General features: G+C 70.9%; 19 protein-coding genes. 6 read left to right on the top strand and 13 right to left on the bottom strand.

Annotation, left to right across the window (positions count from 1 at the left end; all coding sequences use genetic code 11):
• Positions 1-166: 166 nt before the first annotated feature.
• The 5 genes from WMF12_RS00330 to WMF12_RS00350 all read right to left on the bottom strand — a co-directional run bounded on the left by WMF12_RS00330 (position 167) and on the right by WMF12_RS00350 (position 6,800).
• Entirely contained in the window at positions 167-1,852 is a 1,686-nt protein-coding gene (locus WMF12_RS00330) for an SBBP repeat-containing protein (protein ID WP_437859106.1), read from the bottom strand.
• Positions 1,852-2,844 carry a tetratricopeptide repeat protein gene (locus WMF12_RS00335; RefSeq protein ID WP_437859107.1) on the bottom strand — a complete coding sequence of 331 codons (993 nt, stop codon included), beginning with the start codon at positions 2,842-2,844 and terminating at the stop codon, positions 1,852-1,854. The genes WMF12_RS00330 and WMF12_RS00335 overlap by 1 nt, the downstream gene beginning before the upstream one ends.
• An 8-nt stretch (positions 2,845-2,852) precedes the next feature.
• Positions 2,853-4,376: a protein kinase domain-containing protein gene (locus tag WMF12_RS00340; protein ID WP_437859108.1), complete on the bottom strand. Its 1,524-nt coding sequence runs from the start codon at positions 4,374-4,376 to the stop codon at positions 2,853-2,855.
• Between the two features lie 276 nt (positions 4,377-4,652).
• Positions 4,653-6,008 (bottom strand): cyclic nucleotide-binding domain-containing protein, encoded by a 1,356-nt coding sequence (locus tag WMF12_RS00345; protein ID WP_437743573.1) that lies wholly within the window; start codon positions 6,006-6,008, stop codon positions 4,653-4,655.
• 117 nt (positions 6,009-6,125) lie between these two features.
• Complete coding sequence (locus WMF12_RS00350) at positions 6,126-6,800, bottom strand: dienelactone hydrolase family protein (RefSeq protein WP_437859109.1); 675 nt, start codon at positions 6,798-6,800, stop codon at positions 6,126-6,128.
• Positions 6,801-7,042: 242 nt separating this feature from the next.
• On the opposite strand from WMF12_RS00350, the gene WMF12_RS00355 reads away from it, so the two are divergent.
• Positions 7,043-7,825: a hypothetical protein gene (locus WMF12_RS00355; protein WP_437859111.1), complete on the top strand. Its 783-nt coding sequence runs from the start codon at positions 7,043-7,045 to the stop codon at positions 7,823-7,825.
• Between the two features lie 169 nt (positions 7,826-7,994).
• Here WMF12_RS00355 and WMF12_RS00360 read toward each other — a convergent pair whose 3' ends face one another.
• Both WMF12_RS00360 and WMF12_RS00365 read right to left on the bottom strand, forming a co-directional pair.
• Entirely contained in the window at positions 7,995-9,116 is a 1,122-nt protein-coding gene (locus WMF12_RS00360; protein ID WP_437859112.1) for a PLP-dependent aminotransferase family protein, read from the bottom strand.
• Positions 9,117-9,593: 477 nt separating this feature from the next.
• Complete coding sequence (locus WMF12_RS00365) at positions 9,594-9,989, bottom strand: cellulose binding domain-containing protein (RefSeq protein ID WP_437859113.1); 396 nt, start codon at positions 9,987-9,989, stop codon at positions 9,594-9,596.
• Between the two features lie 28 nt (positions 9,990-10,017).
• Between WMF12_RS00365 and WMF12_RS00370 the strand changes: the two genes are divergently transcribed.
• On the top strand, positions 10,018-10,806 hold the full coding sequence (locus tag WMF12_RS00370) for a hypothetical protein (protein ID WP_437859114.1): 789 nt from the start codon (positions 10,018-10,020) through the stop codon (positions 10,804-10,806).
• Between the two features lie 467 nt (positions 10,807-11,273).
• Here the strand turns inward: WMF12_RS00370 and WMF12_RS00375 are convergent, their stop codons facing one another.
• Positions 11,274-11,738: an SRPBCC family protein gene (locus tag WMF12_RS00375; protein WP_437859115.1), complete on the bottom strand. Its 465-nt coding sequence runs from the start codon at positions 11,736-11,738 to the stop codon at positions 11,274-11,276.
• Between the two features lie 437 nt (positions 11,739-12,175).
• On the opposite strand from WMF12_RS00375, the gene WMF12_RS00380 reads away from it, so the two are divergent.
• Positions 12,176-13,810: an FAD-dependent monooxygenase gene (locus WMF12_RS00380; RefSeq protein ID WP_437859119.1), complete on the top strand. Its 1,635-nt coding sequence runs from the start codon at positions 12,176-12,178 to the stop codon at positions 13,808-13,810.
• Between the two features lie 68 nt (positions 13,811-13,878).
• Positions 13,879-14,514, top strand: coding sequence for a TetR/AcrR family transcriptional regulator (locus WMF12_RS00385; protein WP_437859125.1), 636 nt, complete (start codon positions 13,879-13,881; stop codon positions 14,512-14,514).
• A 50-nt stretch (positions 14,515-14,564) separates the two neighbouring features.
• On the opposite strand, the gene WMF12_RS00390 is transcribed toward WMF12_RS00385, so the two are convergent.
• The 3 genes from WMF12_RS00390 to WMF12_RS00400 all read right to left on the bottom strand — a co-directional run bounded on the left by WMF12_RS00390 (position 14,565) and on the right by WMF12_RS00400 (position 21,715).
• Positions 14,565-15,431 (bottom strand): Hsp33 family molecular chaperone HslO, encoded by an 867-nt coding sequence (locus tag WMF12_RS00390; protein WP_437859133.1) that lies wholly within the window; start codon positions 15,429-15,431, stop codon positions 14,565-14,567.
• Between the two features lie 190 nt (positions 15,432-15,621).
• On the bottom strand, positions 15,622-19,875 hold the full coding sequence (locus WMF12_RS00395) for a hypothetical protein (protein WP_437859137.1): 4,254 nt from the start codon (positions 19,873-19,875) through the stop codon (positions 15,622-15,624).
• A gap of 13 nt (positions 19,876-19,888) precedes the next feature.
• Positions 19,889-21,715: an OmpA family protein gene (locus WMF12_RS00400; protein WP_437859142.1), complete on the bottom strand. Its 1,827-nt coding sequence runs from the start codon at positions 21,713-21,715 to the stop codon at positions 19,889-19,891.
• 347 nt (positions 21,716-22,062) lie between these two features.
• Here WMF12_RS00400 and WMF12_RS00405 point away from each other — a divergent pair, with 347 nt between their 5' ends.
• On the top strand, positions 22,063-22,674 hold the full coding sequence (locus WMF12_RS00405; RefSeq protein WP_012232705.1) for a superoxide dismutase: 612 nt from the start codon (positions 22,063-22,065) through the stop codon (positions 22,672-22,674).
• A gap of 177 nt (positions 22,675-22,851) precedes the next feature.
• The gene (locus tag WMF12_RS00410) at positions 22,852-23,625 is read left to right on the top strand and encodes a GNAT family N-acetyltransferase (protein WP_437859159.1); all 774 of its coding nucleotides are present in this window, start codon (positions 22,852-22,854) and stop codon (positions 23,623-23,625) included.
• Between the two features lie 46 nt (positions 23,626-23,671).
• Here the strand turns inward: WMF12_RS00410 and WMF12_RS00415 are convergent, their stop codons facing one another.
• Positions 23,672-25,006, bottom strand: a complete 1,335-nt coding sequence (locus tag WMF12_RS00415) for an acetylglutamate kinase (protein WP_437859167.1) — start codon at positions 25,004-25,006, stop codon at positions 23,672-23,674.
• A 5-nt stretch (positions 25,007-25,011) separates the two neighbouring features.
• Complete coding sequence (locus WMF12_RS00420; protein ID WP_437859175.1) at positions 25,012-26,013, bottom strand: N-acetylornithine carbamoyltransferase; 1,002 nt, start codon at positions 26,011-26,013, stop codon at positions 25,012-25,014.
• Positions 26,014-26,203: the final 190 nt, after the last annotated feature.

Here is a 26,203-nt window from a genome sequence, read left to right on the forward strand (position 1 = left end):
GAGGTCCTGCACCACGCGCCGGCAACACCGGTGCTGTCGGCGCGGAGGGAGGGCCGCCTCACGGCAGCGATCGGAAGCGCCCCGATCGAGCCAGCGATTCCGGCTACTTGCGGCCGTAGTCCGGCCACCGCCGCGTCCCCGCGGGATCCTCGTCGCGAGGTGGCCGTCAGGGCTTCAGCTTGGCGACGAAGGCGTCGGCGCCCCCGGAGCTCATCATCGGGTCCTGCCCGAGATCGATCCTGCCGCTGAAGCTGCCCGTCAGCGCGATGGCTCCCAGCTCATCCACGGCGACGGCCCGGGCGCGCTGCTCCGCCGCGTCGCCGAACGATTTGGCCCAGGCCGTGTCGCCGTTCGGAGCGAGCTTCGCGATGAAGGCGTCGTTGCCGCCGAGGGACTCGAGCCTCGGGCTCGGGGCGCCGAAGTCGATGGCGCTCTCGAACTCTCCGACGACGATGACGTTGCCCGCCTGGTCGGCCGCCACCCCCAGCGCCTTCTGATCTTCCGCATCCCCGTACAGACGGTTCCAGAGGTGCTTGCCCTCCGCGGTGAAGGCGGCGACGACCGCGTCCATTCCCCCGGCGTATCTCCGCGGCGCTCCGTCGAAATTGATCGTTCCCCCGGTGCTCCCTGCGACGACGATGTCCCCCTTCGCGTCCACCGCGACCGCGGCAAATTCCTGGCTCATGGTGTCGCCGAAGATCTTGGCCCAGAGCGGCGTCCCGTCCCCGTCGAGCTTCGCAATGAAGGCGTCGTCGCCCTGAGCATTGAGGAGCGTCGTCCCGAAGTTCACCCTGCCCGCGATGCGGCCGACCAGGACCACGCCTCCGTCGGGCGTGACGGCAGCGTCGTTCGCGACCTCAGCGGTCGTATCGCCGAAGTTCCTGCTCCAGGCGAAGTTTCCGAGGGCGTCCATCTTCGCGACGAAGATGTCCTCTCCACCTTCGCTCGTCAGGTGGTCCCCGCCCAGCTGTCGCCCGCCCAGCACGTCGGCCCAGTCGGTGAAGCTGCCAGCAACGACGATGTTGTCGTCCGAATCCACCGCGAGACCGTAAACTCTATCGACGCTCGGACCGGCGATGGTCTTGATCCAGTCCAGGGCGCCCTCTGCGTCGAGCTTCGCCACGAACACGTCCGAGCTGCCTCTGCTCGTGAGCGGCGTCCCGTCGAAGTTAAGTGTGTTTTCGAAGGTCCCGGCCAGAATCACGCCGCCGTTCTTGTCGAGCGCCACGCGATTGCAAGAATCCGAGCCGTTCCCCCCGAACGCCTTCGACCATTCCTTCGCGCCGCCGGGTGCGAGCTTGACGACGAAGCCGTCGAACGCTCCCAGGCTGCCGACGGAATCCAGGCTGGTGCTGAAGGCACCCGCGATCAGGAGGTTCCCTTCCCTGTCGAAGGTGACGTCATAACCGATCTGCTCGCCGTTCACTCCGAGCTGGGTGCTCCACTCGTGCGCTCCGGTGCACTCCGCCACACGATCGCAGCTCTCGTCATTCGCCTTCGTCGTACAGGCCTCGGTCCTGGGGAGCACCTCGTCGACGCACGAGCCGCCGCGCAGGCAGCCGTCCTTGCACTCGCCGACTCCCCTGGTCGACTCGGGGCCTGTATAACAAGGGTCGCAGGGCTCGCTGCCGCCTGCGCCGCCCGTGCCGCCCGCACCTCCCGCGGCGCCTGCGCCGCCCGTGCCGCCCGTGCCGTCCGCGCCTCCCGCGGCGCCCACGCCGGCCATCCCGCCTTGCGCGGTGCCGCCGCCGCTGATGGCGCCCGGCACGAGCACGCCTTGATCGAAGCACCCGCCCAGCGCGCCGGCCACGCCGAGCGCGCCGCAAAGGACCATGAAGCCGTTGCGTTTCATCAAAACACCCCCGCGATCCCGGCACCCCACGGCGATATCCACGGACGGACCGCTGCGCCCTTGGGCCTCGCCGCCGCGGACGGTGCGGTGAGGAGCAGCGCGACGCCGCCCGCGGCGAGCGCTCCGCCCACGATGAACGCCGGCGCAGGGACGAGGCGCAGGTCGTTGTACGAGCCCAGCCTGTCGCGCGTCCTCGGCGTGTCCGGGCACACGACGTCCTCGGTGCACCCGAGATCGATCAGCTCGCTGCGCCGCGCGCTCGTGATGCCGAACGTGATCCCACCGACGACGAGCGCCGCGGCGCCCGTGCCGACGGCGGTCCAGCCGAGCACGCGCTGCGTGGTGCCCGGCGCCGGGTCGGCGGGCGGGGAAAGGACGATAGGCGGGCGGACACCGACGGGGAACTCGAGCGCGAGCGCCGCCTCCTGCCGCTCCTGCAGCGCGACCTCCCGCCGGACGACACGCCCCGCCCACGCGGCCTCGACGACGTGCTTGCCAGGATCGACAGGCTGGCTGACCCCCACCAGCGCGGGTGGCATCGGCTTGCCGTCGATGGTGATCTGCACCTCGCGCTCCGGGGCGCCGCGTACCCCCACAGAGAGCCTGGGGATTCGTGGCTTGAGATCGTCGTACGCTTTCCCGGCGTCGGCGACCGCGGCCTTGAAGACATCGCTGGCCGAGGCGTCGAGCGAGGTGCGGCTCACTTGCAGGTAGCGCTCGGAGGCCTCGATGAGGCGCCCGAGCTGCTCGAGGCACCGCGCGGCATAGAGGTCGATCGTCGGCGCCTGGATCAGCTGGTCCGCGCGCCCGAACTTGTCGAGCGCCGCCGCGAACTGGCCCTTGTCGAAGAGGTCGAGGCCCTCTTCGGCGAGGGCCCGGGCGGCGTTCATGGTGGCGGGGTCGACGTCGGCCGCCCGCGCGGTGGTCGCGAGCGCGAGCGCGAGCGCGAACGCGATGGTGGCGGTGCCCGAGACCCTCGATCGCGCGCGCATTCGTCTCCTCAGAAGCCGAGGCGGTCGGACCTGGGGCGCGTCGCGCTGGAGGCCGCGGGCGGGGCCGCGGACGAGGGCCTGGGCCGCGGCGAGGAGGACGCGGCCCTGCCCGGGCGAGCGGGCGCCGTCTGGGCGGAGGAGGCGGCCGCAGCCGGAGCGCTGGCCGCCAGCGCGGAGCCGGCGCGGGGCGCAGGCGTCGAGGTCGCCGCGGCCGTCGTGTCCTGGGGAGGCGCGAGCTCGGGCGCCCCCCTGGGCGAATTCGCCTCCGCCGGCGGATTGTTCGCGGGGGCGGCGACAGGCGGTGTGTCGAGCGTCCCCGGCGGCGAGGCCGCGCCGGACGGCGGTGCGTGCGGGATCGGGTCGTCCCCGAGCGCGCGCCAGCCGATGAAGAGCACCCCGCAGAGGACCGAAGCCGCGAGGCCGAGCGCGACGGCCGGGATCGGCATCCTGCGGCGAGGTCTCGAGTCGGCTCCGGCCTCGTCGTAGAGGCCCGGCGGCGAGGCGACGCTCCCATCCGGCGAGACGGAGAGCGGGGAGGTGGAGATCGGCGGACCGGAGAGCGGCGCGGCGGAGAGCGGCGCAGCGGAGATCGGCGGGACGGAGGGCGACGTGGTGCCCGCGCCCCCGGGGATCGAGCTCACCGAGGCCCGCCCGCCCTCCTGCGCGTCGCTGGGCGGCAAGAGCGCGTCGCGCAGCGCGTCGACCATCGCCGTCGCCGAGGCGAACCGCCCGTTCGGGTCACGGCTGCACGCCTGCATGAACCACTCGTCGAACGCCGGCGGCACGGGCACAGACGCCACCTTCGAGGGGACAGGCAGCGGATCACTGCATATCTCGAGGATCATCGCGCCAGGCGCCTCGGCCGTGATCGCCGCCCGGCCGCACACGCACTCGAACGCGATCACCCCGAGCGCCCAGAGGTCCGACCGGTAATCGACGGTCGCGCCCTGCGCCTGCTCAGGGCTCATGTACGGCAGCGTCCCGATCAGCACGCCCGCCTGCGTCCCGATGCCCTCTTTGCCGGACAGGCGCGTCTTGGCGACGCCGAAATCGAGGACCTTGGCCACCTCCCGGTCGTCGTCGCGGGCGAGGAAGATGTTGTCGGGCTTGAGGTCGCGGTGGACGATGCCGGCGTCGTGGGCCTTGCGCACGGCGCGCGCGACGTCGGCGAAGATGCGCGCCGTATCGGCCGCATCGAGCGCGCCGACACGCTCGAGCCGGTGCGCGAGGTCCTCGCCCTCGAGGAGCTCCATCGCGATGAAGGGGACGTCGTTCTCGACGCCGTGATCGAGGATCTGCACGACGTTCGGGCTGCGGAGCGCCGCCGCCGCCTGCGCCTCCTGGTAGAAGCGCGCGCGGACCGTCTCGTCCTTCGCATAGAGAGGCCCGAGCACCTTGATCGCGACCGGCGAGCCCAGCGTGAGATCGTCCGCGCGCCAGACGGTGCCCATGCTGCCCGAGCTGAGAGGGCGGAGCAGCCGATACCGGCCGACCAGCACCTGTCCCTCCAGCCCGAACGCGTTCGTCGTCATTGTCGCAGGACCTGTGGTGCGCGCGTGGCCTTCCCTACGCTGGTGATTGTTCAGTGCTGGTCAACAAGAACAACGGATAGACTGAAAGTCTACGAGGCGTGGCGCGGAGCGTCAATCGGTGCGCCCGCCGCGTGCTCGCAGGACGTCGCTAGAGCACCGAGCAGGTTGGAACGCCGCGCGAGAGAGAGTTTGAACCACAGCGACACAGAAGCGACAACAACAAAACCTCCGCGCATCCGTGGTTCGTTTCGTCAATTTTTCGATCGGTTCGGTACCCTAGATCAACACGAAGTCCTCGGCCACGGAGACCTCCTCGGCCATGATGCTCGTGGTCTCCTCGTCGCGCTGGACGGCGAGCTTGTAGAGTTGCGCCAGCACGGCCGGGTGATCCTCGACCAGACCCATGAACTCGGTGGCCGGAAGGTACAGCGTCACGGTGGGGTGAACGGCGATCACCTCGGCGTTCGTCGCGCGGCGGAGGACCATCGCGATCTCGCCGGCGACGTCGCCGGGGCCGAGCGTCGAGAGCACGAGCGGCTCGCCGCGGGCGTCGTCCGCCGCGTCGCGCCGGACGACGGCGACCTCTCCGGAGGCGATGAGGAACAGGCCGGGGGGCCGCTCATCCTGGACGAGCAGCCGCTCGTTCTTCTCGAACGTGCGCGTGCGGAACCGCTTCACGAGCGCGGGCCTGTCGGCCTCGGGCACGACGCGGAGCACGTCGCTCATCCGGACGAGGTTCTCCACCATGCGGTCCCGGCAGTAGGCCGCGAGCTCCAGGCCCACCTCGGGCTCGCGCTGCGCGATGTCGTCGATCGCGTCGCGCTTCACCTCGAGCACGATGGAGGGCCGCGTGGCGATGACGCTCCCGGTGCGCGGGGCCCGAGAGAGCAGCGCCATTTCGCCGAACATGGCGCCGTTCGCGAGCCGGGCGAGGAGGATCTCCTCGTCCCCGCGCCGGCGCCGCGCCTCGAGCTCCCCGCGCGCGACGAAGTAGGCCTCGCTGCGCGCGGCGCCCTGCTCGATCACGGTCGTCCCCGCCGCCACCCAGATGGGCGTGAAGGCAGCGCACAGGGCGCGGAGCGCGTCGCGCCCGACGGACGAGAAGACCGGCTGGGGCGCGATCCCGGGGTGATCGGCCTGGGCGGCCAGCCTGCGCGTGGCGTCGTGGAGGATCTCCGTCGCCTTGTTGAGCAGGAGCGCGCCGGTCAGCACGGAGGCGAGCGGCTGGAACGCCTCGGCGGCCGGCAGGGGCGGCGGCGGCGGCGCGCCCTCGCCGAGCCGCGGCGAGTCCCGGCAGAACGCCTCGGCGATCAGGTCGAGCCCGGGCCCGGCATCGCCGCCGAAGCGCTCGCTCTCGCGCGCGGCCGCCACGGCGAGCGGCAGGTTCTCGAGGTCGATCGCGCGGGCGATCGCGGTGGAGCACGCCTCGCGCGCGGCCTCGTGCCGGTTCAGCTCGCCGAGGAGGCGCCCGCAGAGGCAGAGCGCCGACGGCATCGTCGGGTCGTGCCGGACCAGCGCAGCGGCCCAGCGCAGCGCGGCGTCCCGCTCTCCCGCGAGCGCCAGCGAGAGCGCGCGGTCGATCGGCGACTCCGCCTGCTGGATCGAGCCCGGGAGTACCGGGGGGAGGGCCATGTAAGCGTGTATATCAGGGTTCATTGCGCGGCGGCAAAGAACGCGCCCGGTTGACACCCCGCACGCCCCGCGCACCCCGCGTCTCGCGGATCCCCGGGAAGGAGCGCGGCGTCGTGCTCAGGCGAGGTGCTGCTTCAGGAACGCGATGCTCCGTTCCCACGCGAGCTTCGCGGCCTCGGGGGCGTAGACCTCGGGGCGCGTGTCGTTCGCGAACGCGTGGTCGGCGTCATAGACGTGGAGCTCCATGGATTGGCCGCGGGCGGCGAGCTCCTTCTGGATCGCCTCGGCGGCGGCCGGCGTCGCCCAGCCGTCGCGCGCGGCGAAGTGGGCGAGGATCGGCGCCTTGACGCGCGTGTAATCGGGCGCGGGGCTCGGGACGCCGTAGAAGGGCACCGCGGCCGCGAGCTCGGGGATCGTCGCGGCGGCGGCGAAGCTCAGCGCGCCGCCCATGCAGAACCCGATGACGCCGACCTTGCCGGTCGACCGCTCGTGCGCCGACAGGAAGCGGGCGGCGCCGGCGATCTCCTCGAGGGCGCGCGGCTTGTCGAGCTCGGTCATCAGCCGGTTGGCCTCGGTGGCGTCCTTGGTGGTCTTGCCGTGGTAGAGGTCGGGCGCGAGGGCGATGAACCCGGCGGCGGCGAGCCGGTCGAGCAGAGAGCGGATGTGGTCGTTCACACCCCACCACTCCTGGATCAGGACGACGGCAGGCGACTTGTCCCCCTGCTTCGGCCAGACGATCTCGCCGGTCGCCGAGGACCCGTCCTTCGCGGGGAACGAAACCTTTTCGGACATGCGACTCCTCCCTTTCGAGACGGGGATGGGCTGCGCCGTCCTCGTCCGTGATCGGGGGATCGGCTTCCGCCGTCCCCGTCGGCAATCGGGGATCGGCTTCCGCCGTCCCCGTCGGCAATCGGGGATCGGCTTCCGCCGTCCCCTCATGGCGCGGCGCAGGATAACCGCCCCGCGCACGTTGCGTAGCGCAAACTGCCTGGCACGCGCTCCACGCCGGGACGCCGGCGATGTAGATTGACGGCGTGGATGCGCTGGCGGGACGATGGAGGCGAGCGGTCTCGTCCTTGAAGGAGCTCCGGCTGCGGGTCGCGTTCCTGCGGAGCGAGGTGCTGCGCGCCGATCTCCCCTCCGTCGCCCGCGCGCTCGACGACCTCTGCCGCGACGCCGAGCAGGCCAACCCCCTCGCGCGCGACGTGCTGGGCGCCGTCGTGCCGAGCCTCGCGGATCCTGCGCTCTCGGAGCGCGTCGAGCAGCTCCGCGAGCTCGCGTCCTCCCATGCCCTGCTGCCGCTCTCGCGCCTCCTGCGCCGCAAGGCGCGGCGGCCCGAGGCGCAGCCGGCCTCGCCGGCGCCCGACGAGCGGCTCGTCGCCACGTCGAGCGCCGGTCGCGCGCTCACGCTCGGCGAGCGGCGCGCGCTGGCCCGGCGGCCGACCCGCGCGGCCTTCGACGCCTTGCTCCGGGACCCGCACCCGCTGGTCATCCGCAACCTGCTCGCCAACCCGCGCTTGACCGAGGATGACGTCGTCCGCCTCGCGGCGCGCCGCCCGGCGAACGCGGAGGTCCTGACGGAGATCGCGAAGCACCCCGAGTGGCCGCAGCGCGCGCGGGTGCGCATGGCGATCGTGCAGAACCCGGGCGCGCCGCAGGAGATCGCGGTGCCCATGGTGCGCCTGCTCCTGCGGCCCGAGCTCCTGCGGCTCGCGGCGGCGGCGGACGTGCCCGCGGTCGTCCGGGCCGCGGCGCGGGAGCTGCTCGATCGCCGTCCGCCCGTCCCGCACAAGCCAGGCGGCCCGCTGGCGCAGTGAGGCCGCGCCCTGCGCGGGGTCGGCGGCGTGCGCGCAGGCCGCCGCCGCGGTGTCGCGATCGGAGAGGAGGAGAAGAGAGCAGAGAGGGAGTGAGGGAGAGAGGGAGTTGAAGGAGAGAGGGAGAGAGGTCGTGCAGGGCGCTTTCGTGGATCGGCGCCCGCTGGCGAGGCTACGCGACCTCGGCCCAGCACCGCGCGAGGCGGCGCACGCCCTCGTCCAGGTCCTCGTCGCACGCCACCGAGGAGAAGCAGAGCCGGAGGGCGAATGGGCGCACGGCGCCGTGAGCCCGGAACAGCGAGCCCGGGTCGAAGGCGACGCCGTGCTCGATGGCGGCGGCCAGGAAGAAGGCCTCGTTCGGCTCGGCGTCGGGCTCGACCCAGATCGCGAAGCCGCCGGCGGGCGGGTCGAACCGCCAGCCGGGCAGGTGCTTTCGGAGCGCCCGCTCCATGCGGGCGGCGCGGCGACCGTAGAACTCCCGCAGGCGCACGAGCCGCTGATCGAAGTCCTCTGTGCGGAGGTAGTCTTCCAGGATGGCCTGCGGCAGGCTGGCCGCCTGCTGATCGGCGGATTGCTTCAGCTGGAGGACCTCGGCGCGGAGCGAGCGCGGGGGCACGAGCCAGCCGACGCGGAGGCCGGGGCAGAGCGTCTTCGAGAACGTCCCGACGTGGAACACGCGATCGGGGGCCTCGGCCAGGAGCGGCCGCGGGACGGCGCCGTCAAAGGACAGATCCGCGTAAGCGTCGTCCTCGATGATGGGCCGGAGGGTCGAGAGGACCCTGGCTCGATCGCTGCGCGACAGCGTGCGTCCACGCGGATTGGAGACGGCGGGCATGAGATAATAGGCATCGACGTTGCTGCCGCCGTCGACGACCGTCGCGCCGAGCTCCTGGAACCGATCGAGCGCGCCGGGGGAGCTCTCGCGGTCGACGCCGATCCTGGCGCGCGATCCGCGGACCAGCTGCGCGGCGAGGGACACGGCCTGCTGTGCGCCGCTGGTCACGATGACGTCGTCGCGAGCCACCTGGGCGCCGCGCCGGCGCAGCTGCCCGGCGATCCAGGCGCGGAGGTCCTCGTCGCCCTCGGGCCAGCTACACGGGAGCGCCGCGCAGCTGGGGTTCTGAAGAGCGCGAACGAACGAGGCCGCGAGCTTCGAGCGCGGGAACTCGCCCGGGGCGGGCAGCCCGCCCGCGAAGCTGATGAGGCCAGGTGTGTCCGCGGCGCGCCGCTTCAGGGGGTCGAACCGCTCGAGGCCGTGTCCGAGCCGCGGTCCGCTCCGCGGCGCATCACGCAAGATCGGGGCCTGCACAGGCCGGGTGTGGGACGACGGGGGAGGAGGCGTTGCGCGCGCGGTGGCATCCATAGAGTTCAGGGTCCGAGCGAGGCCATTCAAGGATGGTGCCGCCCGAGCTGCCCGTCTCCAGATGGAGCGGAAGCGCTCGCGTCCCATGGCGGGACGGAATTCCATGGAAAATTGGTTACATCGCGGCAACCTGGGACGGGCCAGGGCGTGTAACGGCATGTTGCGGGGTGTGGCGTGCGCGCGCGGCGAGTCAGGCCGCCACAGGGCACCGAAGGGCTGGAGGGGCGCGCGTCCGCACAGGGCGGCAGGCCCTGCGAGCCAGGTCGGGCTGGTCTGGCCGGCGGGGGATCCGTCCTGAGATCGATCTCCGGAGCTGACCGTACGCCGAGGTCCGGCGAACGTTCGCCCGGGGCGGCTATCGATGCGGAGCTTGCTCCCGCAGGACGTGGAGCTCGTTCTCGTGGCCAGTCAAGGCTCTGTTCCCCAGGCGAGCACGCCGTCGTGGTACACGGTGACCCGCTCAAAAGGCATGAAGGCGGTGTTGGTGCCGAAGGAGTAGTCGTCGGTCTGCGTCATGCGGTCGTAATTGTCGCCGTTGTAGATGCGGATCTGCACATTTCCGGACGTGACGTTCGGGGCGATGCTACCTGCGGCGGCGAGGAAACCGAGCTCGAGATAGTGATCGGCCTTCGTGCCCGATGCCTCGCCGAACGTCCTTGTGACGTTGGCGCATCCGCCGATGATCGACGAAAAGTCGCACTCGCTCTTGAGATCCACCTTCGCGACGTCGGCCGTGAACCAGTAGCGAATCGTCAGATCGCTGAGCGCGATGCTCGCATCGTCCGTGTTCTTGACCTGTACCATGAACGACAGATGCTGGGACTCGACGGTGGTGTCCCTCGCAGCATATTGCAGCTCGAGCGCCGGTGTGGTCACGCCGCCGGTGGTCGAGCTCGCGGTGGTGGAGCTCGTGGCGCTACCGCCGCCGGTGCCTGTCGTGCTGCTCGTCGTGGAGCTGGTCGAGCTGCTCGCCGAGGAGCTGGCCGAGCTGCTCGCCGAGGAGCTGGCCGAGCTGCTCGCCGAGGAGCTGGCCGAGCTGCTCGCCGAGGAGCTGGCCGAGGCGCTCGCAGCGTCGTCCCCGCCAGCGCCGCCCAGACCCCCAGCGCCGCCGGCACCATCGGCGCCACCTGAGCCGGACGAGCTGCTCACCGTCGCGCTCGTGACATCGCCCGCAGCGCTGGACGAGCCGCTCGTTGTGGAGCTCGTCGAGCCGCTCGTCGCAGATACGGTGGAGCCAGCGCCGGCTGAGCTGGACGAAGGCGCCCCACCCGAGCTGGCGGAGGCGCCGCCCCCGCCTCCTGTGTTCTCGCCGTCCAGGCTGGAGCCTTGGGCACATGCCACGAGCGTCAGGAACGAGATGGCACAGAGCGCGGCGGTTCCCTTCGGCCAAGAGCTCGATCGGTTGACTCGGTTGACCCGATTGCCGCGACTGCCCAGCTGCGGCGGCGCTCCTGCCCTCGTCGACACCTTCCCCCTGGAACCCCGGATACGAGCTGCTCCCGAGGTCATCGGGCCGAGCAGCGACGCACACCTTGCCATCGGTCGCATCTTGAACACCCCTGCGACCGCTCGACCAAGTCCGAAGGCCGAACGGAAGGAAGTTGAGGTCAACAGCTTATAGAGAACCGCCTGGCATCAGCAAGAGGCTTGCCATGGGAACTTTCTGTCGATGTCGTAGCTGATGGGGTATTCGTCTACATGCATTGCCCTCAGAGCGGGCGGATGAATGCTGGCCATACACTGGACGACGTTTCACGTGTTTTGCGGACACCGCGCCACGCCGCGCCAGCGGCGTTGGTCGGGCGTCCCTGGCGTCGGTCATGTGAAGTGACGGGGCCGCGCTGCGCGTCCTCCAGCGGAGGCGGCGCATGGGCCAGTTGAACTCGGAGTCCGCCATGAACCGCGTTGACCACGGCGCCGGTCTCTCCTCGTCGCCGAACGAGAGCACCGAACCGCAGAACGGGTCGCCCTTGCCCTCTGTGGAGGGCGCGCGCTCCAGCGAGAGGATCGGTCCGCCCAGCCGTAGTTCACGTCCAGGGGAAGGGGCATGAAGACCAGGCGCTGCCTGTCGGCGAGCGCGCGAGGGGGTCACGTGGCGCGCGCGGGTTGCGAGGCCTCGATCCGCGCCTTTTCAGCGAGCAGCAGCTCGGTGAACGCCGCGATGAACATGCGCCTGGCGAGCGATCCGAGCCGCTTGCCGACGAGCGGCAGCGGGATGTCGAAGCGTGATGTCCAGTCGATCTCCGTGCCCTCGCCGCGCGGAGTGAAGCGGAGACGCGAGCCCTGGTGCCGGAGCGGCTGCGTGCTCTCGACGATCTGGTAGTCGAACGAGGACGGCCGCTCGAAGGCCGTGATCTCCTCGACGTAGCGAATCCGCTTCCCGACGCGCACCTCGCGGAGGGCGCCGAGGCCGTTGTGCTCGGTGAGCCCTGGCCGGACGACCTTCGTGTGGGTGCCGTCCCCGGAGCACAGGAAGCGTTCGTGGTCAGCCACCGCGTCGAAAACCCGCTCGACCGGGGCGTGGATGTAGACGTTGACGTGGACCTCTTGCATGCGGCGACCATCGCACGAAGACCTCGCCGAGCGAGCACGCGGGCGCGGTCTGCCGAGCGAGGGCGGGGTGGGGGGCGGGTGAGCGGGGAGTTCGCTGGTGGGCTTCAAGATCCGTTCCTGTTGAATGTGGCGGCGTCGCTGAGCTCAACCAGGGGGCGAGCGTTGGTCCCCAGTCGGCGGCTCAACCTCGGTCGGTCGGCTCAACCTCGGTCGGCGGCTCAACCTCGGTCGGCGGCTCAACCTCGGTCGGTCGGCTCAACCACGGTCGGCCGCTCAACCCCGGTGCGGTTGACGCAGCTGGGCGAGCTCAACCATGGTGCGGTTGACCGTGTGAATGTGTGTCGATGTGAGACATACTTTGCCTTGATGCCTTGCCAACCGAAGGAGGTCCTCACATAAAGTGAGTGAATGCTCACTCACCAATCCGGAGGCGGCCTATGACAGAAGCTGTGGATGCGCTGGTCGTCGGTGGAGGTCCGACGGGCTTGACGATGGCCGGAGAGCTTGTTCGGCGCGGGCTCGCAGTGCGGATCGTGGACAAGGCATTGGAACCGCCGCCGGATCACTCGCGAGCGCTCGTGGTGCAGACGCGGACGATGGAGATCTTCACCAGCATGGGGATCGCGGACGCCGCGATGGCGCGCGCCACGCGCGTCGGAGGGCTCAACGTCCTCCTCTCGAACGGCCAGCGCGCACGCTTGCCGATCTTCGACTTCCCGGAGCTCTCCACGCCCGTTCCAGGCATCTTCGTCATCCAGCAGTTCGACACCGAGCGCGTCCTCGAGTCGCGGCTCTCGGAGCTGGGCGTGACGGTCGAGCGCGGCGCCGAGCTCGCTTCCTATACCCAGGACAGCGCCGGCGTCACATGCACGCTCCGCAGGGTCGACGGGAACACCGAGGTGGTGCGCGCGAAGTGGCTCCTCGGTTGCGACGGCGCGCGCAGCGCCGTCCGCCAGGGCGCAGACATCGCCTTCGAGGGCGACACCTACGACGATCACTGCATGCTCGGCGACCTCGTCATCGACTGGCCACTGCCGGACGGCGACATCTATATCAGCCCTTCGCGCCGGGGCCTCGCAGCGGCCTTCCCCGTGCCCGGAAGCCACCGGTTCCGGATCGTCCTTATCCTGCCCGAAGCGTTGCCGGCGCGCGGCGCGTCGCTCTCGCTCGAGGAGTTCGAAGGCGTGATGCGCTCGATGATCCCCACGCCGTTCAAGATACAGAAAGCGATCGTCCTCTCGCGCTACCGGCTGCACCACCGCGTCGCCACGCGGCTGCGCAAGGGGCGCGTGTTCCTCGCCGGCGACGCGGCGCACATCCACAGCCCGGCCGGCGGGCAGGGGATGAACACCGGAATCCAGGACGCTTACAACCTGGCGTGGAAGCTCGCGGCCGTCGAGCAGGGCAGGATGCCAGCGTGGCTGCTCGACACTTACGAGATGGAGCGGCTGCCCGTCGCGCGCCGGCTGATCGCCTTCACAGACCGCCTCTTCGGGCTCATGGCCGGACACGGTCTCATGGGCCGGGCGCTGCGCATCGTCGCGCCGCGCCTGATGACCCGCGCCATCGGCGTCGCTGCCGTGCAACGCCGGATGCTGGGGTTCGTCTCGCAGCTCAAGATCCGATATCGGAAGAGCCCGCTGTCCATCCAGATCGGGCACCCGCCGGAGCGCGGGCCCCGCGCCGGAGATCGCGCACCGGACGCCTCGCTGCGCAGCGCGGCGGGACAGCAGGTCCACCTGTTCGAGCTGATGCGCGGCGTCGAATCCACGCTGCTGCTCTTCGCCGGTCCACCCCAGGGCAGCGCGAACACCGAGGCGCACGGCCACGTCCGGCGGCTCGCCGCGGAGCTCAGCAGGCCGGACCTCAAGGTGCTGGTCATCAGCGCGCCCGAGGCCGGAGGGTACGCAGATCCGGACGGGCGCGCCCACGCGGCGTACGGCGCCGAGGCGGCAGCCGCCGTCCTCGTCCGGCCGGACGGCTACGTCGGCGTGCGCTGCGATCCGCTCGACGAGCGCGAGCTCAGGCAGGCGCTCGACCGGCTCTTCACCCGCGGGGCCGAGGCCGCCTAGCGCACGCCGACCGCAGCGCGCCCGAGCCGCCGCGCGGCGCTGCTAGACGTCGAGGAGAGAGGACGCTGATGAGCCGACGCCCGCGCCCGCACGACACGTTGACCGAGGCGCAGAAGAAGATCGTCGACGCTGCGGTGGCCGCCTTCGCCGAGCAGGGCTTCCACGGGACCGCGACCAAGGAGATCGCGCGGCGCGCAGGGGTCGCCGAGGCGACGATCTTCAAGTACTTCCCGAGCAAGCGGGACCTCCTCCTGGGCGTCATCGGTCCCGCCGTCGAACAGCTCGTCGGGCCCGCGCTGGCGCGCTCCATGGACCCGCTCTTCGACGCGACGTACCCGACCTTCGAGGCGTTCTTGCGGGCGCTCCTCGCCGAGCGCATCGCCTTCGTGCGCGCGCACCCGCAGCTGGTGCGCATCCTCGCGCAGGAGCTGCCGTTCGACGCCGAGCTGCGGCTCGGCATCGCCGGCAGGGTCTTCGGGCCGCTCCTCGAGAAGGGGATCACCTTGATCGAGCACTTCCAGCGCGAAGGGCAGATCGTCGGGTGGCCGCCGCCCCTCGTCATCCGCTGCGTCGCCTCGACGTTCGTGGGGTACATCGTCCACCGCGTGTACATCGCCCCCGATGCGGCGTGGGACGACGAGGCGGAGATCGAGCGGGTCATCGCCTTCGTGATCCGCGGCCTCTCGCCTCGCGAGCCCGCGTGACCCCGCGCGTGGGCGTGCGGCCCGCCGGCCGCGCGCAGGCGCGCGGCGGCTCAGCTCGTCGTCAGCAGCGAGCGGAGCTGCGACGGCGACACCTGGTAGTCCTTGCCGCAATAATCGCAGCGGATGTCGAGGACCTTCCCGTCCGTGACCATCTCCTCGATGTCGCTCCGCGGCAGGCTCGCCAGCGTGGCCATCACCCGGAGCTCGCTGCAGCGACAGCTGAAGCTGAGCGGCGAGTCCTCGAGCCGTGAGAACGGCATGCCGTAAAGCAGCTCCCCGAGCAGCACGTCCGCCGAGGCTCCCTCGTGCGCGAGCACGTCGTCGAGGCGCTCGAAGTCCTTGAGCCGCTCGGTCATCACCATGAGCGGACCGCGCTCGACCTCCGGGAGCAGCTGCACGAGGTAGCCGCCGGAAGCGCCGACGCCGTCCTTGCCGATCAGCGTCGCCACCGCGATCATCGAGACGACCTGCTCCGATTCCTGCATGTACGTCATCAGGCCCGCGGAGATGCCGCCCTCGGTCGGGATCTCGACGACCCCCTGGTGGAGCATGCCGCTCGGCAGCGTGCGCATGACCTGCAGCAGCGACCCTCCGCCGATCTTCACCGCGCTCTCCGCCGTGACCCCCTTGCCCAGGTTGACGAGGCCGCGGCTCGTGCCGTCCGGGTGCGAGTCGGCCACCAGGGTCCCGTGACCGGCCGCGCCCTTGACGATCGCCTGGACCCGCAAGTTCGGCGCCATCGCCTCGCGCACGAGGATGGCGCCGGTGATCAGCTCTCCCAGCCGCTGCGCGGTCGCGCCGGTCGCAGATTGCACCGCGACGGCCCCCCGCACGGTCTCGGTGGTCAGCGCCGTGATGACGCGAAAAGCGCCATCCATCGTGATGGCGCGGACGACGGAATCAGAAGGTCGGGGCAAGATGCACTCTCCCGTGGGAAAACATCGTTAGGCCACGGACGGCCGATGGCAACCCGCGCCGCATCGATCGCCGCAGGCGGAGGCGCCCTGCAGGCGGGCGCGCCTCGCATAAAAGCATAGTTATTCCGTTGGCTTGTAGCACAGGCGCCCCCTCCTGCGCGGCGCGGGGGGCGCCGCCCGGGGGGAGAGCTCAGCTGCGTCGGCGGCGCCGGTGCAGCACGGCGGCGCAGGCGCCGGCCGCGAGCAAGGCCCACGGCGCCGAGCGGCTGCCGTCGCCCTCCGCGCCCACCGTGCAGGCGCAGCCGCCGCCTTGCACCACGACGCCCTCACCGGGGAGCGGTGTGGTGCACGGGCCGATCGTGTTGTCGGGGTTGCGGCAACCCGGGACGCACTCCTTCGTCTCCTCGTCGCACACCATCCCAGCGCCGCAAGCGCTGTCCTGCTCGCACTCCGCGGGCTGATCGTCCGCGGGGTTGTTCGGATCGCGCTCGCCCTCGTCGACCACCCCGTCGTGGTCCGCGTCCTCCTCGCCGTCGCTCGCTCCGCCGCCATCGGTGTCGGCCTGCGTCGGCGAGGTCGTCGTCTCCCCGTCGTCGCCGTCCGGCACGCAGGTGGCCGCGTCGGCGTCGGTGTCCTCGTGCGAGCAGCCCTTGCCCAGCTCGGTCCCATCGAGGAGCCCGTCCCCGTCGCTGTCGGGATCGAGCGCGTTGATCTTCCCGTCCTCGTCCGTGTCGACGCCAGGCTCGACCTCCTCGCCGTCGAGCGCGCCGTCGTCGTCGCTGTCGGCGTCGTCCGGATCGGTGCCGAGCGCCGTCTCCTCGCTGTTCGAGAGGCCGTCGCCGTCGCGATCGCCGAGATCGTCCCCGGCGTCGTTCGGATCGGTCTCTCCCTCGTCGACCTTGCCGTCGTGGTTCAGGTCCTCATCGCCGTCGCTCTGGCCGCCGCGGTCCGTGTCGGGATTCACCACGCTCGTCGTGGTGGTCCCGCCGTCGGCGTCGGGCGTGCAGCTCTCGGCGGCGGCATCGGTGTCCGCGTCCGCGCAGTCCTTCCCCGCCTCGGTGCCGTCGAAGAGCCCGTCGCCGTCGCTGTCCGCGTCCAGGACGTCGGCCTGGCCGTCGCCGTCGCCGTCGTCGCTGGGGTTCGGCTCCTCGCCGTCGAGCAGGCCGTCGTTGTCGGTGTCGCGATCTTCCGGATCCGAACCGAGGAACACCTCGAGATCGTCGCTCAGCCCGTCGGCGTCTCCGTCGGCGTTCTGGCTGTCGTCGGCGCCATGGCCGGCGGTCGGCTCCGTCTCGCCGGCCTCGAGCGCGCCGTTCAGGTTGGCGTCCTCCGAGCCGTCGGTCGCGCCGCCCCGGTCGCTGTCACGGCTCAGCGCCGACGTCGTCGTGGCCCCGCTGTCCCCGTCCGCCGTGCAGTGCTCGGCGTCCGCGTCGGTGCCGGGGCCGTCGCAGGCGAGGCCGAGCTCGGTCCCGTCGTAGAGGCCGTCGTCGTCGCTGTCCACGTCGAGGGGGTGGATGAGCCCGTCTCCGTCCGCGTCGTCCGCCGGGTTCGGCTCCTGCCCGTCCTGCACGCCGTCGTCGTCGGAGTCCGCGTCGTCCGGGTCCGTGCCCAGCGTCTCCTCGAGGTCGTCGCTCAGCCCGTCCTCGTCCCCGTCGTCGTTGTCGCCGTCGTCGTCGCCGCGCCCGCGGGTCGGTTCGGTCTCGCCGTCGTCCGCGACGCCGTTCAGGTTGGCGTCCTCGGAGCCGTCGCTCGTGCCGCCGTCGTCCGTGTCCGCGTCGAGCGGCGACGTCTTCGTGGCGCCGGCGTCCTCGTCCGGGGCGCAGCGCCGCGACGGCGCGGTGCCAGGGCCGTCGCAGCCCAGGCCGAGCTCGGTCCCGTCGAAGAGGCCGTCGTTGTCGCTGTCGACGTCGAGCGCGTTGAGGAGCCCATCGCCGTCCGTATCGTCCGCCGGGTTCGGCTCGATCCCGTCGCGGACGCCGTCTCCGTCGGTGTCGGCGTCGTTCGGGTCCGTGCCGAGCGAGACCTCGAGATCATCGCTCAGCCCGTCGTCGTCGGCGTCCGTGTTCTGCGGATCGTCGTCTCCATGACCGGAACGGGGGTCGGTCTCGCCCGCGTCGAGCACGCCGTTCAGGTTGACGTCCTCGGAGCCGTCGCTCGCGCCGCCGCGATCCGTGTCGGCCTCGAGCGGCGACGTCCTCGTGGCGCCCGCGTCGCCGTCGGCAGCGCAGTTGCCCGCCGTCGCGTCGGTGCCCGGGCCGTCGCAGCCGAGCCCGAGCTCGGTCCCGTCGAAGAGGCCGTCGTTGTCGCTGTCGACATCGAGCGGGTTGATCAGCCCGTCGCCGTCGTTGTCGTCCGTCGGGTTCGGCTCGTCGCCGTCGCGCACGCCGTCGTCGTCGCTGTCGGCGTCGTTCGGATCGGTGCCGAGCGTCGCCTCGAGATCGTCGCCGAGCCCGTCGTTGTCGGCGTCGGCGCGCTGGTCGTCGGCGCCGTGCCCGGCCGCCGGGTCGCTCTCGCCCGCGTCGAGCACGCCGTTCAGGTTGGCGTCCTCCGAGCCGTCGAGCACGCCGCCGTTGTCGGTGTCCGCGTCGAGCGGGTCGGTCGTCGTCGCTCCGGCGTCGCCGTCGGGCACGCAGTGCCCCGCCAGCGCGTCCGTCCCCGGACCATCGCAGTCCGTCGAGCCGATCTCCGTCGCGTCGAACAGCCCGTCGTCGTCGCTGTCGACGTCCCGCGCGTTGACGAGGCCATCGCCGTCGGTGTCGCGGTCCCAGAGCTGCTCGTCGCCGTCGCTCACGCCGTCGTCGTCCGTGTCGGCGTCGTTCGGGTCCGTGCCAGCGAAGTTCTCGTCGCCGTCGCTCAGCCCGTCGCCGTCGCTGTCGACGAGGATCTCCGTGGGCGGCGTGCCCGGGTCCGCGCCGTTGCCGTCCGTCGGGTAGTCCTGGGCAGCGCCTCCCTCGGGGCTCTGCCCGGTGATGATGGCCTGGTTCGCGATCTCGCCGTCCGTGCCCGGATCGATGGTCACGCGGAACCGCACCGTCGTGGTCTCGCTGACGCCGAGCGACCCGCCCTGGGCCGCGTCGGCGCCGTCGCCGAGCCGGACGCGGATCGCCCGCGAGCCGGCGACGTACTCGCCCTCGTCGTCGCCGGGCGCGTCGGTCACGCCGCCCATGTTCGGGCCCGAGGCGATCTCGAGCGAGCCCGGCACGAAGGTGACCCCGGCGGGCAGCGGGTCGTTCAGCACGACCGCCGCGGCGTTGTCATCCCCGGTGTTGGCGACGAGGATCGTGTATTCGAGCGTGTCGCCAGGCGTCACGCCGCCGCCGTTGAGGTCGAGGACCGACTTGGTCGACGTGGAGAGATCCGGGAGGCGCGTCGGCACCGACGTGATGAGGCCGCCGAGCAGGTAGCTGTCGGCGCCGTCGACGGCCGCCCCGACCTCGGCCTCCGTGTCGCCGGCCATGAGCAGGTTGGCCGGCACCTGCGTCACGTCGATGTCGATGCCGCTCATGCTCAGCGGCCCGCCGGTGAGCCTCGGCAGATCGCCCGCCGAGGACATCGGCGCGCCGAGGAACGAACGGGAGCTGTTGAAGAAGTTGTTCGCCGGGTTCTGTGCGTCGAACAGCGCGGTCCCGTTCCACTCGAGCGCGTCGCCGGTCGAGCTGTCGCCGTCGTACCCGATGACGCCGAGCTTCGCCTGGCCCCCGCCCGAGGGGACGACGAACCCCGAGATCCTCCAGCCGACCGTCGCGCCGTCGATCACCTGATCCAGCCCGTCGAAGACGGCGAGGTTCCGCGCGGGCGCGGTCGTCAGCTCGTAGAGCACGACCATCCACCAGCCGGCGAACGCGATCTGCTGGCTCACGCTGTCCAGATCGGTCCCGTTGGAGATCCCGCTCAGGCGATACGCCCCCGCGCCGCGCGTCTGCACGATCGACGTGACGTTGGCGACCGTCTGGGCGTGGGCGAGGCCCAAGATCTCCGTCTGGCCCGAGTTCGTACCGGTCACGCTGGAAGAGAAGCCGCCAGGCCGATCCAGGGTCACGGTGAGATCGGCCGAGGTGCCGCTGTCGCGGCTCACCGTCCAGTAGAGGTACGCGTGGGTCACCCGAGCGCCCGCGGGGAGGCTGAGGACCGCGGTGCTGCGGGCAGCCGCGGGATCGACGGTGTTGTTTGCCTCGGCCTGGCCGGCGAGGGGGCTGTCGCCCCGCCAGTAGATGTCGGGCGCGGAGTCCCCCAGCGTCGCGGTCGTGCCGCACGTCCCGACCGTGCCCACCAGCGGCGCGGGCGTGGACGGCGCGCAGTCGTGCGCGAGCGTGTTGCCGATAAGGACGAAATCACCCCGCTGCGCGACCTGGACCCGCCGCACTGGAGCCGCGCTCGCGGTCCCGGAGAGCGCCCCGAGCAGCGCGGCGCTTGTGAGCCCCGTGAATGCCAATCGCTTTGTCATCGACGCCTCCAGCCTAGGGCTGCTTCTTTTCCTTCTCGATGATGTTGAACTGGACGCGCCGGTTCTTCTGGCGACCCGCCTCGGTCTTGTTCTCCGCGATCGGGACGTCGGGGCCGTAGCCCTTCGCCTGCAGGCGCTGGGCCGCGATGCCGCGCTCGACGAGCGCCTTCAGCACCGACTCCGCGCGGGCCTGGCTCAGCTTCGTGTTGAACTGGCGCGTGCCGCGGTCGTCCGTGTGGCCCTGGACCTCGATCTTGAGGATCTCCGGGTGGTCTTTGAGCACGCCGGCGACCTCGTCGAGCAGCTCGTTGCTCACCGGACGGATGGTCGCCTTGCCGGTGTCGAACTGCACCTGCTGCAGGATGACGATTTCGGTCTCGGTCACCCGGACCGCGACCGGGCACCCGTTCTGCGTCGGATCTTCGTTCGGCTTGCCCTTCTCGTTCGGGCAGGCGTCCTTGTCGTCGCGGATGCCGTCGCCGTCGGTGTCGCCCGGGCAGCCGTTCGTGGCCGGGTCGGTCGTGGTGAGGCCGGGCAGATCCGGGCAGGCGTCCGACGCGTCGGGGACCTTGTCGCCGTCGCGATCGGGCGGCGGCGGGCACCCGTGCTGCTTCGGGTCGTCGTTCGCCGGGCCGGCCTGCTCCGGGCAGGCGTCGACGTCGTCCGTGATGCCGTCCTTGTCGCGGTCCCCTGGCGGCGGGCAGCCGTTCTTCTTCGGGTCCGGCGAGGCGACGCCGGCCACGGCGGGGCAGGCGTCGACCGCGTCGAGGATGCCGTCGTGGTCCGCGTCCTTGGGCGGCGGACAGCCGTTCTTCGTGCGATCCGGGCTGCGGACGCCCGCTGTGTGCGGGCACGCGTCGTCCGCGTCGGCGATGCCGTCGGCGTCCTGGTCCTGCACGGGCGGCTTCACCTCGGGCGAGTAGGCGACCATGGCCACCGCGCGGAACGAGGGGGTGCCGACGCCGGGGGTGAGGCCAGGGCCCACGCCGAGCCCGGCCTCGAAGTCGTCCGCGAAGCGGTAGCGCCCGCCGAGCAGGGCTTCCAGGTTGGTCGTGCGCTGCTGGACGTCGGTGACCGTGACCGCGCCGGTGATCTCAGGGCCGATCTGCAGGCGTCGCTCGTCGTCGAGCAGCAGCCCGACGCCGGCGCCCCAGTGCACCGTCATCCCCTGCTCGACGTTGGCGAACTGCCTCGTGGACCGGAACTCCGGCCCCGCGGCGAGCGACCACACCGCGCGATCCAGGTGGCCGCCGAGGATGAGCTGCGGACCGCCGCGCACGCTGCCGTCGCCCGAATACGCCTCGGGGTCGCCGGTCGGCAGCCACACGTAGCCGCCGAGTGCGATCTGGAACGGATCGAAGTAGCCGCCGAGGAGCGTCGCGCGCGCGCCGAGCCGGAGATCCCCGAGGGCGCTGCTGGTCGGCGGCGGCAGCAGGGCGCCGGAGGCGGCTCCGCCGTCGCCCGACTGGAGCGCGATGGGCAGATCGATGTTCACCGTGAGGCGCTCCCACAGAGAGAGCGAGGCGCTCAGGTGGAGCAGGAGCTGGCTGCCGACGACCTTGCCGTCGCCGAACTCCTCGTTCTCCGACAACCGCCGCAACACGAGCGGATCCTGGGCGTAATCGCCGAGGAGCATGATGTGGGGTGCGGTGCTTCCTGCCGTGTAGGCGGACTGGACTCCGAACATCCTGTCGCCGGCGGGTGCAGGCTGGAACCTGTCGAGCGCGAAGCCTTCGGGTCTCGCGGGTTCCTGCGCCTCGGCATGAGCCGCTGCGCCGAGCAGGCACAGCGCCGCCGCGAGCGCGGCCGTCGGATGAGTCCCCTGTGTACGAGCCGGCATGAACGAGGTCGCCTCCTTGCGCGAAGGAACAGCAAGCACCAGGAGTATCGACCGAAACGGCGGCGGCGTTCAACGTTTCACGAGGTTTTTGGGCGCACGCCGGCCGATCGGGCCAGCTCGGGCGCGGCGCCGTGCGGCGCGCGGGGGTCGTGGCGTCCCTGCGCGGGATCACGGCGCGGCTCGAGCCGGCGTCCGGAGTTTCCTGCGCGGAAGGTCAGGCCCGATGGCGTCGTGAGTCGGCGGTCTGCCACGTCGCACGGCAGGGTTGCTACCGGAGAGCGGCAGCGGTAAAGCGGCGGCCTGACCCCGCGGCACGCACTGCTTGCGGTACTCGTTTAGGAGGCACCATGTCCCGCGAACCCAAGAGTTTCGACAACCTCCTCGGCGGCAACGCCAAGGGCCTGAGCGACCTGCAGCTCAAGGCGCACTTCACGCTGTACCAGGGCTACGTGAAGAAGCTCAACGAGATCTGGGAGCAGCTTGGCAAGGCCGACCGCAGCGCGCCGAACTACTCGTACAACGCGTACAGCGAGCTGAAGCGTCGCGAGCCGGTCGCCTTCAACGGCACGGTGCTCCACGAGCTGTACTTCGAGAACATCGGCAACGGCTCGACGCAGCCGAGCGCCCAGTCGAAGAAGCTCATCGAGGCGTCGTTCGGCAGCTTCGACGCCTGGCTGGCCGACGCGAAGGCGTCGCTCCTGAGCGCGCACGGCTGGACGGTGCTCGTGTACGACTACCAGGAGCAGAAGCTCTTCAATAACCTCGTCCGGACCGAGCACGATGTCGGTCTGTTCGCGAACACGCATATCATGGTCGCCATCGACGCCTGGGAGCACGCGTACTTTGCGGACTACCAGACCAAGAAGGCGGACTATGTGGCCAACGTGCTCTCGGGCCTGAACTGGGATGTGATCAACGCGCGCCTCGCGCAGATCGGGCCGCACGCTCAGCAGGGGTGATTCTGTCGTTACCCGGCGGGGGCACCCGTCCCCGCCGGCTCACCGGCGAGTTCGGCGCTTCCGTGCCACGCGGCGACCACCTTCTCCTCGGGCCGGACTTCCCGCAGACGCGGCTTTCCAGATCATGCCTCGCCCCCAGTGCCCCGTCCGCGTTCGTCCTGTAGACTGGGCGCGGCGATGAGCAAGGCCGAGTCGAGCACCCGCGCCGCCGGGGAAGAGAGCCTCATCTACGTGCGCCGGATCCACCGGCGCGACCTGAACCGGGTCTGGGAATTCCTCAAGAAGGTGTTCCGCGACGTGAACCGGGAGACGGTCGAATACCAGCGGCCTCGCTCGAAGAAGCGGTTCCTCGAGGTCTACGAAGAAGAAGGGGTCGAGCAGCTCCTCTTCGAGGTCCGGGCGGCGCATGGTCAGGAGATCGTCGGCTACGCGGAGTGCGCCTTCGAGATCACCGGGACCGATAACTGGATGAACGAGCGCTACTTCACGAAGCACGACATGCGCCCGCTCTTCGTCGAGGAGCTCGCGGTCCACCCCGAGTACCAGGGCCGCGGCGTCGGCGCCTTCATGCTCGAGCAGCTCGAGCACCTCGCGCGCATCCACGGCTGCACCCACCTCGTGCTGGAGGTGGCCGAGAACAACGACGGCGCCCTCAAGTTCTACCGGAAGCGCAGCTTCTACCGGCTCGACGCCGCGATCTTCATGGCGAAGAAGGTCGCTGTCGACGCGGAGCTCCTGCCGCCTCGGGCGCTCAAGAAGCCCCGCAGCCCGGAGGCGCTCGGCGCGCCCGCGAAGCCGAAGCGAGCGCCGCGGCGGACGCTGAAGGCGCGCGGCGGCGAGAAGAGGTCGAGCGCCCCGCCGCCGGCGTCGCGCCCGTCGGGCCCCGCGACGGACGAGGAGATCGAGCCGCTCGAAGAGGCGGAGAACGACGGCGGCGGCGACCCGCCGTGAGCCCGCTCGCGACGAGGCGCCCTCGCCACGGCGGGTGAGGGCGGGGTCAGACCGTGCCGTGCTGGCGCAGGGTTGCCGGCAAGGACAGCGCGTGATCGATGCAGGCGCGGATGTCGTCGAAGCTCGACAGGCCGTACCAGAACACCGTCCAGCTCTCGTTGCGGTAGCTGCCCTCGGCCTGCTGGAAATACCAGGGGTTGATCTCGTTGCCGTTCCGGGCGCGCCAGAACAGCTTCGGGTTCTCGCTCTTCATCCGCGTCCAGAGCGAGCCGCCGATCCCCACGCCCTGCGCCTCCGAGGTCACCGCGAACTTGTCGAGGTACGGAGTGAGCGGGGCCCTCCCGCGCGGGTCGAGCGTGAGGATCGCCGTCGCCCGGTAGGAGTCGGACAGGTAGATGCGATAGAAAGGCTTCTTGTCGAAGTAGTGCTCGTCGAGCTTCCGCTCGAAGCACGCCTCGAGCAGATCGCGAAGCCGGCCGCGGTCGATGCCGTCCAGCGTGTCGTGCCGGAGGATCCGCTCGCCGCGGCGGACGAGCGTGCCAGAGCCCGTGTGCGTGAAGAGCTCCTTCGCCAGGTGATCCGGCGACGTGATCGAGACCGAGGAGGTCGCCGGCAGCCCGTCGAGCAAGAGCTTGATCTCCTGCAGCTTGAGGCGCATGCCGCCGTTCAGCGAGGGCTGGGCCATGAGGCCCGCGAAATCCTCCTCGAGGTTGATGGCCGAGATGATGCGCCCGTGCTCGTCGAGGAGGCCACCCGTGCTCGTGAGGAAGATCATCTTGAACGGCTGCGTCGCGAGCGCGAGCTCGCGCGCGGCGACGTCGGCGTTGATGTTGAGGATCTGCCCGCCCGGCGTCTCCCCGAGGCAGGCCAGGATCGGCAGGTGCCCGGCGCGGAGGCTGGACCTCACCGCGTCGACGTGGACGCGCTCCACCTTGCCCACCAGCCCGAGGCGCGGTTCGTCGAGCAGCGACGCCTCGAAGACGCCCGCCGTGATCGGCCGCGTGCGCGTGCCCATCTCCTCGAGCGCCTCGACGAGCCGCAGGTTCTCGCGGAGGAAGACGCGGCGGGCGATCTCCAGGATGCGGGGCGTCGTGACGCGCAGGCCATTGACCCGCTCCGTCGGGATGCCCGCCTGGGCGAGCGCCCGATCGAGCTGCGGCCCGGCGCCATGGATGACGACGGGATACAGCCCGACCTGGTTGAGGAACACGAGCGAGGTCGCGAGCGCCTCGAGGTCCTCGTCGAGGATGGCGCCGCCGACCTTGATGATCGCAAACTTCTGCTGATCGACGGCCGCGTACTGCTTCAGGTACTGCTCGACCTCCTTGCGGCTGCCGAGGTTCCTGAGCAGGCGGACGATGACGTCTTGCGTCGAACCCATCGTTGTCACCACCCGTTGGCCAGCACGTCCATCACGGCCTTCTGAACATGCAGCCGATTCTCTGCCTCGTCGATGACCATCGATGCTGGCGAGTCGATCACCGCGTCCGTGACCTTGACGTTGCGCCGGACCGGCAGGCAGTGGGAGAAGAGCCCCCCCGCGGTGAGCGCCATCTTCTGCTCATCGACGATGAAGTGCTTGTTCTTGTCGCGGATGGGCTTCTCCTGCTCCCAGCGCCCGAAGTAGGGAATCGCGCCCCAGCTCTTCGCGTACACGACGTGGGCGCCCTCGTAGGCGGACTTGATGTCGTAGGTGATCGAGAGCTTCTGCCCGTTGCCTTCGGCGCTCTCCCTTGCGGCGTCGAGGTAGCGCTCGTCGAGGTGGTACTCCTCGCTGGGGCAGAGGAGGGTCACGTCCATGCCGAGCTTGGACGCGATGAGAACGGCCGAGTTGGCGACCGCGGTGTTGAGCGGGCGCGGGTGATACGTCCAGGTGAGGACGAACTTCTTGCCGTCGAGGCGGCCGAGGCGCTCCTTCATGGCGAGCGCGAGCGCGAGCTCCTGGCAGGGGTGGGTGATGGTCTCCAGGTTGACGACCGGCACGGTGGCGTGGCGGGCGAAGCCCTGGAGCACCTTGTCCTGGCGATCGTCCTCCCAGCGCTGGAATTTGGGGAACGCGCGCACGCCGATGAGGTCGGCGTAGCGGGAGAGCACGCGAGCGACCTCCTGGATGTGCTCCTCCGGCTCGCCATCCATCGCGATGCCTTCCTCGAACTCGATGGGCCAGGCGCTCCGGCCAGGCTCGAGCACGACGGCGTGGCCGCCGAGCTCCCGGATGCCGACGTCGAAGGAGGTGCGCGTCCGCAGCGATGGGTTGAAGAAGACGAGCGCGATGGTGCGGTCCTTGAGGCGCGGCTCGATAGGCCGCCGCTTGAAGCGCTGCGCGCGCTCGAGGAGGCCCTCGATCTCTGCGCGGGTGTAGTCCATCGTGGTCAGGAAGTGCCGCATCGGATGCCTCCTCGTTTGAACGTCGCGGAGCGGGCACTCGCATTGGAGCAAGCCTGGCGGTGATGTCAACGCTGCTCGCGCCGCGCCGCGCCGCGCCGCGCGCGCGGGCGATTCAAGGGGGCGGCCCCTCGCCTCCGGCGAGCGGGGACCGCTGCGCGACGCGACGAGGAACCGGTGAGCGTGGTTCGCT

It is taken from the genome of Sorangium sp. So ce363 (assembly GCF_051520435.1).
Lineage (GTDB): Bacteria > Myxococcota_A > Polyangia > Polyangiales > Polyangiaceae > Sorangium > Sorangium cellulosum_B.